Here is a 15,047-nt window from a genome sequence, read left to right as displayed (position 1 = left end):
CCATGAGTAGCCAACACGACAGCACGTCGTCACGGTCCGCGGGCGGCCTGCGCGAGGTCAAGAAGCAGGAGACCCGTCAGCACATCTCCGACCAGGCCACCCGTCTCTTCCTCCGGCAGGGCTTCGACGCCACGACCATCGCGGAGATCGCCGACGCCGCGCGCGTGTCGAAGAAGACGGTCACCAACTACTTCGCCCGCAAGGAAGACCTGGCCCTCGACCACCAGGACGCCTTCGTCGCGAGCCTGGCCTCGTCGGTGGCCGCCCGGAGGCCCGGCGAGTCCGCCCTGGGCGCGCTGCGCCGCGCCTTCACCGAGGCACTCGCCGCCCACGATCCGGTGAGCGGCTTCACCGGCCCGGAGTTCGCCCGGATGGTGGCCGACAGCCCCACCCTCACCACCTGTGTGCGCGGCCTGCACGACCGCCGGGAGGAGGCACTGGCCGAGGCACTCGCCGCGGCCGAGAACGTGCCGGCCGACGACATCGTGATCCGCACGGCCGCCGGTCTCCTGGGCGCGGTCCACCGTCTCCTGTTCCAGCGCATCCAGCAGCTCACCCTCGCCGGGCTGCCCGCTGAGGAGATCGAGGCGACGGTCGCGCCGGAGGCGACCCGCGCCTTCGACCTGCTGGAACCGTCCGTCGGAACCCTCGGCGCCGCCTGACGACCCACGCCCCCGTACCCCTGGACCGGGCCCGCAGACGCGTGAGCGCCCGGCCGGGGAATGCCCGGCCGGGCGCTCACGCGCCCCGACGGCACGGCTCCGCGTGCCGCGTCGGGCACACGGGACCGCGCTCTCAGGAGGGCGTCAGTCCTCGTACGCGTCCAGCGGCGGGCAGGAGCACACCAGGTTCCGGTCGCCGAAGGCCTGGTCGATGCGCCGCACCGGCGGCCAGTACTTGTCCGCGGCGTTCACGCCGACCGGGAAGACCGCCTCCTCGCGGGTGTACGCGTGCTCCCACTCCCCGCCGAGCGCGGCGGCGGTGTGCGGGGCGTTGCGCAGCGGGTTGTCCTCGGCGGGCCACTCGCCCGAGCCGACCTTCTCGATCTCCGCACGGATGGCGATCATCGTCTCGCAGAACCGGTCCAGCTCGGCCAGGTCCTCGGACTCGGTCGGTTCGATCATCAGCGTCCCGGCCACCGGGAAGGACATCGTCGGCGCGTGGAAGCCGTAGTCGATCAGCCGCTTGGCCACGTCGTCCACGCTGACGCCGGTCGCCTTGGTCAGCGGGCGCAGGTCGATGATGCACTCGTGCGCCACCAGCCCGCCGGGGCCGGTGTAGAGCACCGGGTAGTACGGCTCCAGGCGCTTGGCGATGTAGTTGGCGCTGAGCACCGCCACCTGCGTGGCCCGCTTGAGGCCCGCGCCGCCCATGAGCCGGACGTACGCCCAGGAGATGGGCAGGATGCCCGCCGAGCCCCAGGGCGCCGCCGAGATCGGGCCGACCCCGGTCTCCGGCCCCGCCTCGGGCTGCATCGGGTGGTTCGGCAGGTACGGCGCCAGGTGCGCGCGGACGCCGACCGGGCCGACGCCGGGGCCGCCGCCGCCGTGCGGGATGCAGAACGTCTTGTGCAGGTTCAGGTGCGAGACGTCGCCGCCGAAGTGGCCCGGCTTGGCCAGGCCGACCAGGGCGTTGAGGTTGGCGCCGTCCACGTAGACCTGGCCGCCCGCCTCGTGCACCGCCGCGCAGATGTCGGCGACGTGCTCCTCGAACACCCCGTGCGTCGACGGGTAGGTGATCATCAGTACCGCCAGCTGGTCGCGGTACTGCTCGATCTTGGCGCGCAGGTCCTCGACGTCGACCTCGCCGTCGTCGGCGGTCCTGACGACGACGACCTTCATGCCGGCCATGACCGCGCTGGCCGCGTTGGTGCCGTGCGCGGAGGACGGGATCAGGCAGACGGTGCGCTGGTCGTCGCCGTTGGCGCGGTGGTAGCCCCGCACCGCGAGCAGTCCGGCCAGCTCGCCCTGGGACCCGGCGTTGGGCTGGAGGGACACCTTGTCGTAACCGGTGACCTCGGCGAGCCGCTCCTCCAGCTCACGGATGAGCGTGAGGTATCCGGCGGCCTGCTCGGCGGGCGCGAAGGGGTGCAGCTGTCCGAACTCGGGCCAGGTGATCGGCTCCATCTCGGTGGTCGCGTTGAGCTTCATGGTGCAGGAGCCCAGCGGGATCATGCCGCGGTCCAGCGCGTAGTCGCGGTCGGCGAGGCGGCGCAGGTAACGCAGCATGGCCGTCTCGGAGCGGTGCTGGTGGAAGACCGGGTGGGTCAGGAACTCGTCGGAGCGCAGCAGCGCCTCCGGCAGGGCGTCCTGCGCGGCGGCGTCCAGGGCCTCGACGTCGGCCTCGACGCCGAAGGCGCGCCACACGGCGGCGATCCGGTCGCGGGTGGTGGTCTCGTCGCAGGCGACGGAGACGGTGTCGGCGTCGACGAGGCGCAGGTTCACGCCGTGGTCGCGGGCGGCGGCGACGACCTCGGCGGCCCGCCCGGCGACCCGCACGGTGAGGGTGTCGAAGTAGGAGCCGTGCACGACCTCGGCGCCGCCGGAGCGCAGCCCCTCGGCGAGGATCGCGGCGTAGCGGTGGGTGCGGCGGGCGATGGTCCGCAGGCCGTCGGGACCGTGGTAGACGGCGTACATGCCGGCCATGACGGCGAGCAGCACCTGCGCGGTGCAGATGTTGCTGGTGGCCTTCTCGCGGCGGATGTGCTGCTCACGCGTCTGCAGCGCCAGGCGGTACGCCTTGTCGCCGTCGGCGTCGACGGAGACGCCGACGAGACGGCCGGGCAGGCTGCGGGCCATCTTCTCCTGGACGGCCATGTAGCCGGCGTGCGGTCCGCCGAAGCCCATCGGGACGCCGAACCGCTGCGTGGTGCCGACCGCGATGTCCGCGCCCAGCTCGCCGGGGGACTTCAGCAGGGTGAGGGCGAGCAGGTCGGCGGCGACGGTGACGAGCGCGCCCCGCTCGTGCGCCTGGTCGATGACCGGCTTGATGTCCCGGACGACGCCGGAGGCGCCCGGGTACTGGATCAGGACGCCGTTGATCTCACGGTCGGCGAGCTCGGCGGGGATGCCGTCGGCCAGGTCGGCGACGACGACCTCCACGCCGGTCGGCTCGGCGCGGGTCTCGATCACGGCGATGGTCTGCGGCAGGGCGTCCGCGTCGACCAGGAAGAGGCCCTTCTTGTTCTTCCCCATGCGCCGGGACAGCGCCATCGCCTCGGCGGCCGCGGTGCCCTCGTCCAGCAGCGAGGCGCCGGACGTCGGCAGGCCGGTGAGCTCGGCGACCATCGTCTGGAAGTTCAGCAGCGCCTCGAGCCGGCCCTGCGAGATCTCCGGCTGGTACGGCGTGTAGGCCGTGTACCAGGCGGGGTTCTCCATCACGTTGCGCAGGATGACGGGCGGGGTGAAGGTGCCGTAGTAGCCCAGGCCGATCATGGAGCCGAGCACCTGGTTGCGGCTGGCGAGGGCGCGCAGCTCGGCGAGCACCTCGGCCTCGCTCCGGGCGCCGGGCAGGTCCAGCGCGTCGGCGTTCTTGATCACGTCGGGCACGGCGGCGGCGGTCAGCTCGTCGAGCGAGCCGTAGCCCACCTGGGCCAGCATCTTCGCCCGGGCCTCGTGGTCGGGGCCGATGTGGCGCTGCTCGAAGGGGATTCCCTGTTCGAGCTCGGAGAGCGGGGTACGGGGGGCAGTCATTGAGGAGGCCTCCTGGTCCGACGACCTTCGAGGGGCACCACGGCGCAGGTGCCCGGACGGCCTCCCCCTCTGTCATCTCAACCTGAGAGTTTCACCGGAACGCCGCGGGCGGTCCGGTTTTCACCGTCGGTGAGAGCGGAAGCCGTCGACACCCGCCCTGCTTTCCAGAGTGACCTCGTCCGTGCGGTACGTGTGCCTGAGAGATTCCGGGGAGGATTTGCTCCTTCGGCGCCTCCGGTGGTGCCTGGAGGACTCTCCCGCACGGGGTCAGCGGCCGTTGCCAGCCTACCAGCGAGGCCCGGACCCGGACCTTCGAGTGGCCGTCCCGCCGATTGTGCCTTTTCGTTGTGCTATCGCATGAGTTCGCGTCGAGTGGAGGGCCCGTGCAGACCGACATCGACCCGCGTCACCTCATCGGCCGCAAGGCGTACGACCGCAACGGCACCCGGATCGGCACGATCGACGAGGTCTACCTCGACGACGCCACCGGCGTGCCCGAATGGGCCGCGATACGCACCGGGCTGTTCAGCCGGGACGCCTTCGTGCCCCTGGAACCCAGCGAGCTGATCGACGGGGCCCTGCACGTGCCGTTCGAGCGGTCCCTCATCAAGGACGCCCCCGACTTCGGCGTCGGCCGCCACCTGTCCCCGGAGCAGGAGCTCCAGCTCTACCACCACTACGGCCTGGACGTGGGCTCCCCTCCCCCGCTCCCCGACCGCGACTTCGGCAAGCTGGCGGGCCAGGAGGAACGCGGCTGACGCCACCGGAGGCGGCGGCCTGGTGAGCCCTGTGCCGGGTCGGCCCGGAGCCACGGCTCCCCTCACCCGGCCGCGCCACGGATGCGGCCGGGCCGAGGGCCACAGGCACCGGCAGCTGTCCCGCGACCGTCACGGGCCCCCTCCGTCCAAGCGCCAGGCGCACCGGACCATGCTTCTTCGGGAGCACGACCCGGTACACCGCGAACGTCACCGGCGACTGCCCCCCGCCCCCTCGGCCACGCGCGGTGGCCCTTCCACGAGCGGCAGCGGATCCGCCGGTTCCAGTGCCGGGTCGTCGACCCGGAACGTCTTCACGCGGCCCGGCGCCGAGCCGGGTGTCTCGAAGCGGACGGTCACCCGTCCCAGCCCGCTGCCCTGCACCCACCCGTGCCCGTACTCCGCGTGCCGGACGTCGTGTCCGGCGGGCCAGTGCCGCCCGGCGGGGGCCTCCGGGCGCGTCTCGGGCGTGGCCTCGGACTCCTCGCCCTGCGGCTCCTCCTCTCCCGCGCCCGCGGTGCCCGCCGCCTGGGCGAACAGGTCCTCCTGCGTGTAGTCGGCCAGCCCGCTGACCCCGACGCCGAGGAGCCGGACGCCGCCCGTGGTGTCCACCGAGTCCAGCAGCCGCGCCGCCGCCTCCCGGACGACCGCCGGATCGTCGGTGGGGCCCCGCAGCGTCTCGGACCGGGTCAGCGTCGAGAAGTCGTACCGGCGTACCTTCAGGACGATGGTGCGTCCGGACAGTCCCGCGCCGCGCAGCCGGCGCACGCAGCGGTCGGCGAGCCGCTGGACCTCCAGTCCGACCCGCACCCGGTCGTGGATGTCCACGTCGTAGGTGTCCTCGACGGACACCGACTTCGTCTCCCGCTCGGCGACGACGGGCCGGTCGTCACGGGCCAGCGCCATCGCGTACAGCGCGTGCCCGTGGGCCTTGCCCAGCAGCCGCACCAGTTCGTCCTCGCCCGCCTCGGCGATCTCGCCGACCGTGTGGATGCCCGCCCGCCGCAGGTGGTCGCCGGTGGCGGGCCCGACGCCCGGCAGGACCCGCACCGGCATCGGCTCGAGCATCGCCCGCTCCGTCCCGGGCTCGATCACGACCAGCCCGTCCGGCTTCGCCTGCTCCGACGCGATCTTCGCCAGCATCTTGGAGGCGGCGAGCCCCACCGAGCCGGTCAGCCCCGTGACCGCCCGGATGTCGGCGCGCAGCTTCGTGCCGGCCAGCCGCGCCGACCGCTCGTCCCATGCCGCGCCCCCGGCCTCCAGATCGACGAAGGCCTCGTCGAGGCTGAGCGGCTCCACCAGGGGCGACAGGGCCCGCAGCAGCGCCATCACCTGGTCGCTGATCGAGCGGTACAGCGCGAACCGGGGCACCAGGTACGCGGCGTTCGGCGCGAGCCGGCGGGCCTGGGACATGGGCATCGCGGAACGGACGCCGAAGACGCGGGCCTCGTAGGAGGCGGTGGCGACCACGCCACGGGGGCCGAGTCCGCCCACGATCACGGCCTTGCCGCGCAGACTCGGTTTGGACGCCTGCTCCACCGAGGCGTAGAAGGCATCCATGTCGAGATGCAGGATCGTGGGAGCGGATCTCACGTCCCCGATGCTGCCCTACGCCACTGACAACGTGCGCGTCGGGCGGGCACCGCGCGGCGCCGGCTCAGACCGCCCGGTTCCTGCGCCGGGCCAGCTCGTCCATCGGGTTGTGGCCGATCAGGGTCTCGCCCGTGTCGACGCGCTCGCCGTGCAACTGCGACAACGCGCTCTCGACGTCGCGCCACACCACGCCCACGGCGATGCCGAAGACGCCCTGGCCGCCCTGGAGCAACGCGTGGACCTCGTCGGGCGAGGTGCACTCGTAGACCGTGGCGCCGTCGCTCATCAGCGTCATGCGTTCCAGGTCGCTGAAGCCCCGTTCGCGCAGGTGCTGGACCGCGGTGCGGATATTCTGCAGGGACACGCCCGTGTCCAGGAACCGTTTGACGATCTTCAGCACGACGACGTCGCGGAAGCTGTACAGCCGCTGCGTGCCGGACCCGTGGGCCGGGCGCACGCTCGGCTCGACCAGGCCCGTACGCGCCCAGTAGTCGAGCTGGCGGTAGGTGATGCCGGCCGCGGCGCACGCTGTGGGCCCGCGGTAGCCGATCTCCTCGGTCGCCATGGCCGCCGCCCCTCCGCCGCTCGGCACAGCCGTCGGTCGCTGCGGAGCGGGATCGATCGCACCGCCACGCGCGGGATGGCCCCCGCCCGAGCGGAGCGGAGAGCTCTGGGGAGGATACGGCCCGCCCGCCCCGAAAACGCGTCCGGGGGCACCCCCAGCCGTACCGTCGCCGCTGCTTCTCACGCCGACCTCCGTCCTTGACCTGCCTCCTCGACGGTAGGCAGTCACCAAGGGTGCGTCAACGATCGCCACACTCGGCACGCCGAGTGATAATCACCCTAAGAGTGGTTTCCCGTGCCCCACCGCGGGGAAAGGCTAGCCGAATGCCTTCGGCACGGACCGCGACCGCGGCGGGGCCCCGGGGCGCCGGCTCACTGGTTGCTGCTCCCGAAGTCCTCGGGCGAGATCTGGTCGAGGAACTCGCGGAACTTCTCCACCTCGTCCTCCTGCTCGTCCGGAATGGCGATCCCGGCGTCGTCGAGCACCGTGTCGCTTCCGTAGATCGGGGTCCCCGTGCGCAGGGCGAGCGCTATGGCGTCGGACGGACGGGCGCTCACCTCGACCCCGCTGGCGAAGACCAGCTCGGCGTAGAACACACCTTCCCGCAGGTCGGTGATGCGCACTTCCGTGAGCTCCTGTCCCACGGCCTCCAGCACGTCCTTGAACAGGTCGTGGGTCAGCGGCCGTGCGGGCGCCATGCCCTGCTGGGCGAAGGCGATGGCCGTCGCCTCCCCGGGGCCGATCCAGATGGGGAGGTAGCGGTCGCCGCCCACTTCACGCAACAGCACGATCGGTTGGTTGGAGGGCATTTCGACCCGGACACCTACGACATCGAGCTCGTTCACACAGCAACCCTAGGCCGTGCCCGGGACGTTTGGGTAGTCGGGCCGGGATCGGGTGGCCGATCCGGCCGGGCTGTGCTGCCCTCTCAGGGCAGCCGCACCCCCAGCACCGACCCCACCAGCGCCGCGTGCAGCTTCGTCGTGAGGCCGGCCAGTTCCTTGGTGCGGTCCTCGGCGTGGGTCCTGGTCTGCGGGTTGCGGTGGCGCCGCAGCGGCGCGACGACCTGCTCCACCAGCCCGGCCTCCCGCTCGGCGGCCGCCTTCATGGCCCGCAGATGGCGCGGCTCGATCCCGTACCGCCCCAGTTCCGTGAGGAGACCGGCGACGGTGACCGCCTCCGCGTCGTACACGCCCTCGCCCACCGGGGAGAGCAGTCCGTACGACTCCCACTCGGCGAGCCGCTGCTCGTCCACCCCGGCGGCGGCAAGCAGCTGGCTGCGCCCGATGCGGGCCGCCGTGGGCCTGTCCTGGACGCACTCGGCGGGGTCCTCGCCGTCACCCGGACGGCTCAGCGCCGGCAGCGGGACGGCCTCGCCGCGTTCCATGGCCGCCAGGTGCTCCCGGATCACCTTGAGCGGCAGGTAGTGATCGCGCTGCATGCGCAGCACATGGCCGAGACGCTCGACGTCCTCCGCGCTGAACTTGCGGTACCCCGACGGGGTGCGGCGCGGCTCGACGAGCCCTTCCGACTCCAGGAAGCGGATCTTGGAGATGGTGACCTCGGGAAACTCCTCGCGCAGCACGTTCAGCACCGCACCGATGCTCAGCAGTCCGGTGTCCGCGGCGGCGGCGCCGTCGCCGGCACCGCCGCTCGGTGTTTGCTGCATGGACCCTTCCTGGAGTTCCCCGGGCCGTGCCCGGGGAGGTCAGTAGCCCCGCTGGCTCGCGTAGAAGACCAGCCGGTACTTGCCGATCTGCACCTCGTCGCCGTTGGACAGGGCGACCTGGTCGATCCGCTCGCGGTTGACGTAGGTGCCGTTCAGGCTGCCGACGTCGGCGACGGTGAACGAGCCGTCCGGGCTGCGGCGGAACTCGACGTGGCGGCGGGACACCGTCACGTCGTCGAGGAAAATGTCGCTCTGCGGGTGACGCCCGGCCGTGGTCAGGTCGCCGTCCAGCAGGAAGCGGCTGCCCGAGTTCGGCCCGCGGCGCACGACCAGCAGGGCGGAGCCCACCGGCAGCGCGTCGACGGCCGCCTGCGCCTCCGGAGAGAGCGCGGGCAGCTGGGTCTGCCCCGTGGTCTCGGAGTCGTAGGCCTCAAGACCGGAGATGGAGATCGTGGACGTCGTCTCGGAGGGGCGCTCCGGGGCGACGCCCGGCTTCAGCGGCGCACCGCAGTGGGAACAGAAACGGCTGCTCTCCGCGTTGCGGTTGCCGCACCTCGAACACACCAGGACCGACATGGACGGATCCTCCTGCCGCGGCTGCCCGCCGGGGGCGGGGGACGCGTACGGGTCGGAGTAGCCCCCGCCCGCACCCGGGCCCGACGGCTGTCCAGAACCTATGCCGCCCGACTGCGCAGGGTCGGCGAAGGCCCCGCCGGTCTCGTCCCGGAACAGCGGACGCTGGTGTTCCGCACCGGGCTGTGCGCGGTGACGAGCGGTCGCGCTGTCGCCGTCCTCTCGCCGCGCGCTCTTGCCGAACAACTTCCCAAACAACTTCACGGGCGATTCCCCTTGACCGAAACAGACCCGCCCGTGGGGCAGGACGAACCCTGACTGAACACATTGGCCGACCCGGACATCTTCACAACGTCCGCCTCCGCCAGACAGTTTCCACCACGCACCACCCATTCGGTGCGCCGACCCCCCGCAACCTCATGCCCTGGCCGGACGCCCCCCATGCACCCCCGGTTCACCGCGAGGACGACCGAGCGTAGTCAGGCCGCTCCGGCGCTCGCAAGGCGTCCACAACGATCTTGTCCGACCGCTCCACGGTAACGGTGGCCTGTTCCTTCTCGAGCGTCTGCACCACGCCTCCGGGGATGTTGAGCGCCGGCTCCAGGTCCTGCGGCTTGCCGATGACCTTGAAACGATACGGGGACTTGATCTTGTTCCCGTCCACGGAGACTCCCCCGTCCACGTCCGACAGATACGTGCCGGCCACCACGCGCACCCCGTTCACCTGGATCGCCTCCGCGCCCGCGGCGCGCAGCTCCTGGATGGCGTCGAGCAGCATGTCCGACTCGACCGTCCCCTTCGTGTCCTCCACGGTCATCTCGATGCCGGGCCCCTGCGCGGCCACGGTGCCCGCGAGGACGCCGAGTTGCCGTTCCTTCTCGATCGTCTGCCTGCGCGCCTCCTCGGCCTGGTCGGAGCTGTTCTCCAGCTCCTCCCGCTGCTTCTCGAGACCCTGCTTCTCGTCTTCAAGACGCTCGGTACGGTCGTCGAGTTCATCGAGGATGCGCACAAGATCCTCCTGGCGCGCGCCGTGCAGCGCGCCGTCCGTGTCGCTGGTGGAGGCGACCTGGACGGCGAGACCGAACCCGAGTCCGAACAACAGCAGGGCGACGATCAGTTGGGCCCGGGTCACGCGCGGCGGCCACAGTCCGTCCACGAGCCGCTGCCGCCCGGTCAGCACAGGGCCGCCCGGCTCGTCGGCGACGGGCTCCCCGGGCGTCTGACGCGGCTGGAACGCCTCGGACGGGTGAGACGCGCGGGACGCCTCGGTCCCGCCGTTCCTCTCGGGCGCGGCCGGGGGCACCTCCGCGGGCAGTTCCCGGCGCAGCCCGGCCGGGGGCGGCGTGCCGGGGACGGACACGGGTGTGCCGGGGGCGGTCCGCGGCGGGGTCACCGCCGGGCGCGTCGTCTCGGGCTGTTCGCGCTCGCTCATCGGCCTCACGCCCGGAACACGTGCCGGCGGATCGCCGCGGCGTTGGAGAAGATGCGGATGCCGAGGACGACGACCACACCCGTGGAGAGCTGCGCACCCACGCCCAGCTTGTCGCCGAGGAACACGATCAGCGCGGCCACGACGACGTTCGACAGGAACGACACCACGAAGACCTTGTCGTCGAAGATCCCGTCGAGCATGGCGCGCAGGCCGCCGAACACGGCGTCCAACGCGGCCACGACGGCGATCGGCAAGTAGGGCTCGACGACCGCCGGCACCTCGGGCCGGACCAACAGGCCGGCCACCACTCCCACGATGAGGCCCAGTACGGCGATCACGATGCGTCCTTCTCGGTTATCGGCTGTGCGGTTCGTACGGTCACACTCGTTGCGGCGGGCAGCCGGACGTCGTCCTCCGCGGACAGGGCCGTCCGGATGCCGTAGTTCTCCTGCAGGACGTGCAGATACAGACCGTCGGCGCTGTTCTGGAACCGGTCGCCGAGCTCCTCGCCGTCCCCCACCGCGAGCACCGTGTACGGCGGCACCAGCGGCTTGTTGTCGACCAGTATCGCGTCTCCCGCGGCCCTGATCGCCGACAGGGCGGTCAACCGCCGCCCGTTGACGGAGACGGCCTCCGCGCCGGACTCCCAGAGCCCGTTGACCACCCGCTGGAGATCACGGTCCCGGACCCGCCCGGTGTCGGAGAACCCGGAGGTGGAGCGGGGGTCACCGTCACCGCCGCCGCCGCTGTCCTCGGCGTCGTTCACCACGAGCCGCACGCCCGGTCCGTGGACGGGCGTGGCGCCCGACAGGATGCCCATGAGCGTCGACCGGTCACCGCCGCTGTCCCTCAGCGCCTCCCGCTGCCGTGCGCTGACCTCCGCGCGCAGCTCCTCGATGCTCTCCTCGAGCCGGTCGGCGGCCGCGGTCTCCTCGTCGATCCGGTCGATCAGCTCCTCGCGCTCCTTGGCGACGGCCGGAGCGGCGACCCGGGCCTGGGCCGCGCCGACGGTGACGACGCACGCGGCGAGGACCAGCCCCGCGGCCAGACCGAGCTTCGCCCGCAGGGTCTTCGGCAGGCCGCCGGTCCCCTCGCTCCGCTTCCGGGCGGCGGCCTCGGCGTAACCGTCGTCGAGGCTGTGGTCCATCACGTTGGTGATCAACGACATGGACGCGTCCGGGCGCGCGGGCCGCGCGGCCGTGCTCCGAACGGGGGGTTGCTGCGGCATGCCGCACATCGTCGCACGCCTCGCCCCGTACTTCCGAACAGACCCGGCGGCGTGCCGGACGGGCCCCTTCCGGGGCACCGGTCCGGCACGCCGCCGGTCACCTCGTCTCTTACGGGACGGTCACCTGCCCGCGCTGTCCACGATCGCCGACCACTCGTCGAGGAGCGCCTGCGCGGAGGCGTCGTCGGGCCCCTCGGCCCACAGGTGGGTGACCGCCTCGGCCGGGTCGGGCAGCACCATGACCCAGCGTCCGTCGGCCTCCACCACGCGCACGCCGTCGGTGGTGTCCACGTAGCGGTCTCCGGCCGCCTCGACGACCCGCCGCATGACGAGGCCCTTGACGGCCCACGGGGTCGCCAGGTCCCGCTTGAGAACATGCGCCCGCGGGATCCGGGCGTCGATCTGGCTCAACGTCAGCTGGGTCCGCGCCACCAGCCCGATGAGCCGGACGAACGCCGCGGTGCCGTCGTAGACGCCGCTGAACTCGGGGACGATGAAGCCGCCCTTGCCGTCGCCGCCGAAGATCGTCCCCTCCTCGCGGCCGACCCGGGTCAGATCGTCGGGCGACGTGGTCGTCCACTCCACCTGCGTGCCGTGGTACGCCGCCACCTGCTCGGCGATCCGCGTGGTGGTCACCGGCAGCGCGACGCGGCCGCTGCGCCGCTCGGAGGCGACCAGGTCGAGCATGACGAGCAGCGCCCGGTCGTCCTCGACGATCCGCCCCTTCTCGTCGACCAGCGACAGCCGCTCACCGACGGGGTCGAACCGCACGCCGAAGGCAGCACCGGAGGACGCCACGATCTCCCCGAGCCGGACCAGGCCGGCGCGGCGCATGTCGGCCGTCTCGGTGGGCCGGGACTCGTCCAGACCGGGGTTGATGGTCAGTGAGTCGACGCCCAGCTTGCCGAGCAGGCTGGGCAGGACCAGGCCGGCACTGCCGTTGGACGCGTCGACGACGACCTTCAGCCCGGACTCGGCGATACCGGTGGTGTCGACGTTGCGCAGCAGCGACCCGGTGTAGGAGTCGAAGACGCTCGCCGGGAAGTGCAGGTCGCCGATCTCGCCGGGGAAGGCCCGCCGGTACTCCTGCCGCGCGAAGACGCGGTCCAGCTTGCGCTGGCTGCCCTGCGACAGATCGGCGCCCTGCCCGTCGAAGAACATGATGTCGACGGAGTCGGGCACGCCCGGCGTGGTGCGGATCATGATGCCGCCGGCGCTGCCCCGCGCGGTCTGCTGCCGGGCCACGGGCAGGGGCACGTTCTCCAGGTCGCGTACGTCGATGGCGCTGGCCTGGAGCGCGGAGATGACCGCGCGCTTCAGGGCCCGGGCGCCTCGGGAGTGGTCGCGGGCCGTGGTGACGGTCGAACCCTTCTTCAGGGTCGTCGCGTAGGCGCCGGCGAGGCGGACGGCGAGCTCGGGGGTGATCTCGACGTTCAGGATGCCGGAGACGCCACGGGCGCCGAAGAGGTGCGCCTGACCGCGGGACTCCCAGATGACCGACGTGTTGACGAAGGCACCGGCCTCGATGGTCTTGAACGGATAGACCCGAACATTGCCCTGAACGATCGATTCTTCACCGATCAGGCACTCGTCGCCGATGACCGCGCCGTCCTCGATCCGCGCGGCGCGCATGATGTCGGTGTTCTTGCCGACGACGCAGCCGCGCAGGTTGCTGTGCGGGCCGACGTACACGTTGTCGTGCACCACGGCCTTGTGCAGGAAGGCGCCGCTCTTGACGACGACGTTGGAGCCCACGACCGTGTGCTCGCGGATCTCCGCGCCGGCCTCGACCTTGGCGTAGTCGCCGATGTAGAGCGGTCCGCGGAGCACGGCGTCGGGGTGCACCTCGGCGCCCTCGGCGACCCACACGCCGGGCGAGATCTCGAACCCGTCGAGGTCGACGTCGACCTTGCCCTCGAGGACGTCGGCCTGCGCCTTGACGTAGCTCTCGTGGGTGCCGACGTCCTCCCAGTAGCCCTCGGCGACATAGCCGTAGATGGGCTTGCCTTCCTTCATCAGCTGCGGGAAGACGTCGCCGGACCAGTCCACGGGAACGTCGGGCTCGACGTAGTCGAAGACTTCCGGCTCCATGACGTAGATGCCGGTGTTCACCGTGTCGGAGAAGACCTGGCCCCAGGTGGGCTTCTCGAGGAAGCGCTCGACCTTGCCCTCGTCGTCGACGATGGTGATGCCGAATTCCAGCGGGTTGGGCACGCGGGTCAGACAGACCGTGACCAGGGCACCCTTTTCTTTGTGAAAATTGATCAGCTCGGTGAGGTCGAAGTCCGTGAGGGCATCGCCGGAGATGACGAGAAAGGCATCGTCCTTCAATGCCTCCTCTGCGTTCTTGACGCTCCCGGCGGTACCGAGTGGCTTCTCCTCATTGGCATACGTGAGCTCCATCCCGAGCTCCTCGCCGTCACCGAAGTAGTTCTTGACGAGTGAGGCAAGGAACTGAACGGTCACAACGGTTTCGTTGAGCCCGTGCCTTTTGAGCAGCCGCAGAACGTGCTCCATGATCGGCCGGTTGGCCACCGGCAGGAGCGGCTTGGGCATGCTTGAGGTCATGGGGCGAAGACGGGTGCCTTCGCCCCCGGCCATCACGACGGCCTTCATGTCGGAAGCGTCCTCCTCGAAGAGACGACGGTCTGGCCGACACCCGCCTGGTTTGCCGCACACTTATCCAGCATGGGACATCGCGCGCCACGTTGCGCGTGAAGAAGCGAGTCAATCGGCCATGGTGTCCGCACGGATCAAGCGGCGGACTTGGACCACATACAGCACTCCTGCCCACCAATAGAGGGTTGTACCCCATCCGGCGAACGCCCAGCCGAAAATCGCAGCGAGTGATGAAATCCAGCCACTTCCGTCACTGAGCAGGAGCAGCGGGAAGGCGTACATCAGGTTGAAGGTCGCGGCCTTCCCCAAGAAGTTCACCTGCGGCGGCGGATAGCCGTGGCGCCGCAGGACGCCCACCATGACCAGGAGGACCAGCTCCCGGGCCAGCAGCACGAGGGTCAGCCAGAGCGGCAGAATCTCCCGCCAGGTGAGTCCGACCAGGGTCGAGAGAATGTAGAGCCGGTCGGCCGCGGGATCGAGCAGCCGGCCGAGGCTGCTGATCTGATTCCACCGACGGGCGAGCTTGCCGTCCAGGTAGTCGCTGACGCCGCTGAAGGCCAGCACCAGGAGCGCCCAGCCGTCGCTCTTCGGCCCGCCGAACTCCGGCCGCAGAATCAGCCAGAGGAACAGGGGTACGCCGACGAGCCGCGCCATGCTGAGCACGTTCGGGATGGTGAGGACACGGTCTGTCTGGACCCGTGTCTCCTGGACCTCCACCCGGGATCCTCCTGTGGGAAACGTTTCTACGATGCTCCCTGACCCTACCGCAACGCAAAAAAGCTCCGGCTCTCGGGCTGTTCGCCCGAGAGCCGGAGCTGTAAAGGAAGTTCGGCGGCGTCCTACTCTCCCACAGGGTCCCCCCTGCAGTACCATCGGCGCTGTAAGGCTTAGCTTCCGGGTTCGGAATGTAACCGGGCGTTT

At 71.1% G+C, this 15,047-nt stretch carries 13 protein-coding genes, 1 rRNA gene and 1 riboswitch; of the genes, 2 read left to right on the top strand and 12 right to left on the bottom strand.

Features of this window, described 5'->3' with window-relative positions:
- Positions 1–2: 2 nt before the first annotated feature.
- Positions 3–662, top strand: coding sequence for a TetR/AcrR family transcriptional regulator (locus ACIQ8B_RS17570; RefSeq protein WP_403547748.1), 660 nt, complete (start codon positions 3–5; stop codon positions 660–662).
- A gap of 144 nt (positions 663–806) precedes the next feature.
- On the opposite strand, the gene gcvP is transcribed toward ACIQ8B_RS17570, so the two are convergent.
- Complete coding sequence (gene gcvP, locus ACIQ8B_RS17565; protein ID WP_403547746.1) at positions 807–3,692, bottom strand: aminomethyl-transferring glycine dehydrogenase; 2,886 nt, start codon at positions 3,690–3,692, stop codon at positions 807–809.
- Positions 3,693–3,866: 174 nt separating this feature from the next.
- A riboswitch (glycine riboswitch) is annotated at positions 3,867–3,962 on the bottom strand.
- A gap of 113 nt (positions 3,963–4,075) precedes the next feature.
- Here gcvP and ACIQ8B_RS17560 point away from each other — a divergent pair.
- The gene (locus ACIQ8B_RS17560; RefSeq protein ID WP_106415219.1) at positions 4,076–4,450 is read left to right on the top strand and encodes a PRC-barrel domain-containing protein; all 375 of its coding nucleotides are present in this window, start codon (positions 4,076–4,078) and stop codon (positions 4,448–4,450) included.
- 207 nt (positions 4,451–4,657) lie between these two features.
- Here the strand turns inward: ACIQ8B_RS17560 and ACIQ8B_RS17555 are convergent, their stop codons facing one another.
- The 11 genes from ACIQ8B_RS17555 to rrf form a co-directional block, all read right to left on the bottom strand.
- Positions 4,658–6,040 (bottom strand): DNA polymerase IV, encoded by a 1,383-nt coding sequence (locus ACIQ8B_RS17555; protein WP_403547744.1) that lies wholly within the window; start codon positions 6,038–6,040, stop codon positions 4,658–4,660.
- Between the two features lie 64 nt (positions 6,041–6,104).
- Positions 6,105–6,788, bottom strand: a complete 684-nt coding sequence (locus tag ACIQ8B_RS17550; protein ID WP_403547742.1) for a MerR family transcriptional regulator — start codon at positions 6,786–6,788, stop codon at positions 6,105–6,107.
- 188 nt (positions 6,789–6,976) lie between these two features.
- Positions 6,977–7,450 carry a bifunctional nuclease family protein gene (locus tag ACIQ8B_RS17545; RefSeq protein ID WP_030833746.1) on the bottom strand — a complete coding sequence of 158 codons (474 nt, stop codon included), beginning with the start codon at positions 7,448–7,450 and terminating at the stop codon, positions 6,977–6,979.
- An 83-nt stretch (positions 7,451–7,533) separates the two neighbouring features.
- Positions 7,534–8,274, bottom strand: coding sequence for a MerR family transcriptional regulator (locus ACIQ8B_RS17540; protein ID WP_403547740.1), 741 nt, complete (start codon positions 8,272–8,274; stop codon positions 7,534–7,536).
- A 39-nt stretch (positions 8,275–8,313) separates the two neighbouring features.
- Positions 8,314–9,240 (bottom strand): FHA domain-containing protein, encoded by a 927-nt coding sequence (locus tag ACIQ8B_RS17535; RefSeq protein ID WP_290011067.1) that lies wholly within the window; start codon positions 9,238–9,240, stop codon positions 8,314–8,316.
- Positions 9,241–9,301: 61 nt separating this feature from the next.
- Complete coding sequence (locus ACIQ8B_RS17530) at positions 9,302–10,279, bottom strand: DUF881 domain-containing protein (protein WP_403547737.1); 978 nt, start codon at positions 10,277–10,279, stop codon at positions 9,302–9,304.
- A 5-nt stretch (positions 10,280–10,284) separates the two neighbouring features.
- Positions 10,285–10,617, bottom strand: coding sequence for a small basic family protein (locus tag ACIQ8B_RS17525; protein WP_006134295.1), 333 nt, complete (start codon positions 10,615–10,617; stop codon positions 10,285–10,287).
- On the bottom strand, positions 10,614–11,516 hold the full coding sequence (locus ACIQ8B_RS17520; RefSeq protein ID WP_403547735.1) for a DUF881 domain-containing protein: 903 nt from the start codon (positions 11,514–11,516) through the stop codon (positions 10,614–10,616). Before ACIQ8B_RS17520 ends, ACIQ8B_RS17525 begins: the two co-directional genes overlap by 4 nt.
- A 111-nt stretch (positions 11,517–11,627) precedes the next feature.
- On the bottom strand, positions 11,628–14,123 hold the full coding sequence (locus ACIQ8B_RS17515) for a mannose-1-phosphate guanyltransferase (RefSeq protein WP_290011063.1): 2,496 nt from the start codon (positions 14,121–14,123) through the stop codon (positions 11,628–11,630).
- Between the two features lie 111 nt (positions 14,124–14,234).
- Complete coding sequence (locus ACIQ8B_RS17510; RefSeq protein WP_106415211.1) at positions 14,235–14,843, bottom strand: CDP-alcohol phosphatidyltransferase family protein; 609 nt, start codon at positions 14,841–14,843, stop codon at positions 14,235–14,237.
- A 109-nt stretch (positions 14,844–14,952) separates the two neighbouring features.
- A 5S ribosomal RNA gene (gene rrf / locus ACIQ8B_RS17505) occupies positions 14,953–15,047 on the bottom strand; the annotation flags it as partial.

Source organism: Streptomyces sp. NPDC096105 (genome assembly GCF_044763335.1).
GTDB lineage: Bacteria > Actinomycetota > Actinomycetes > Streptomycetales > Streptomycetaceae > Streptomyces.
The sequence above is the reverse complement of the archived record's forward strand: the minus strand, read 5'-3'. Positions and strand labels throughout refer to the sequence as shown.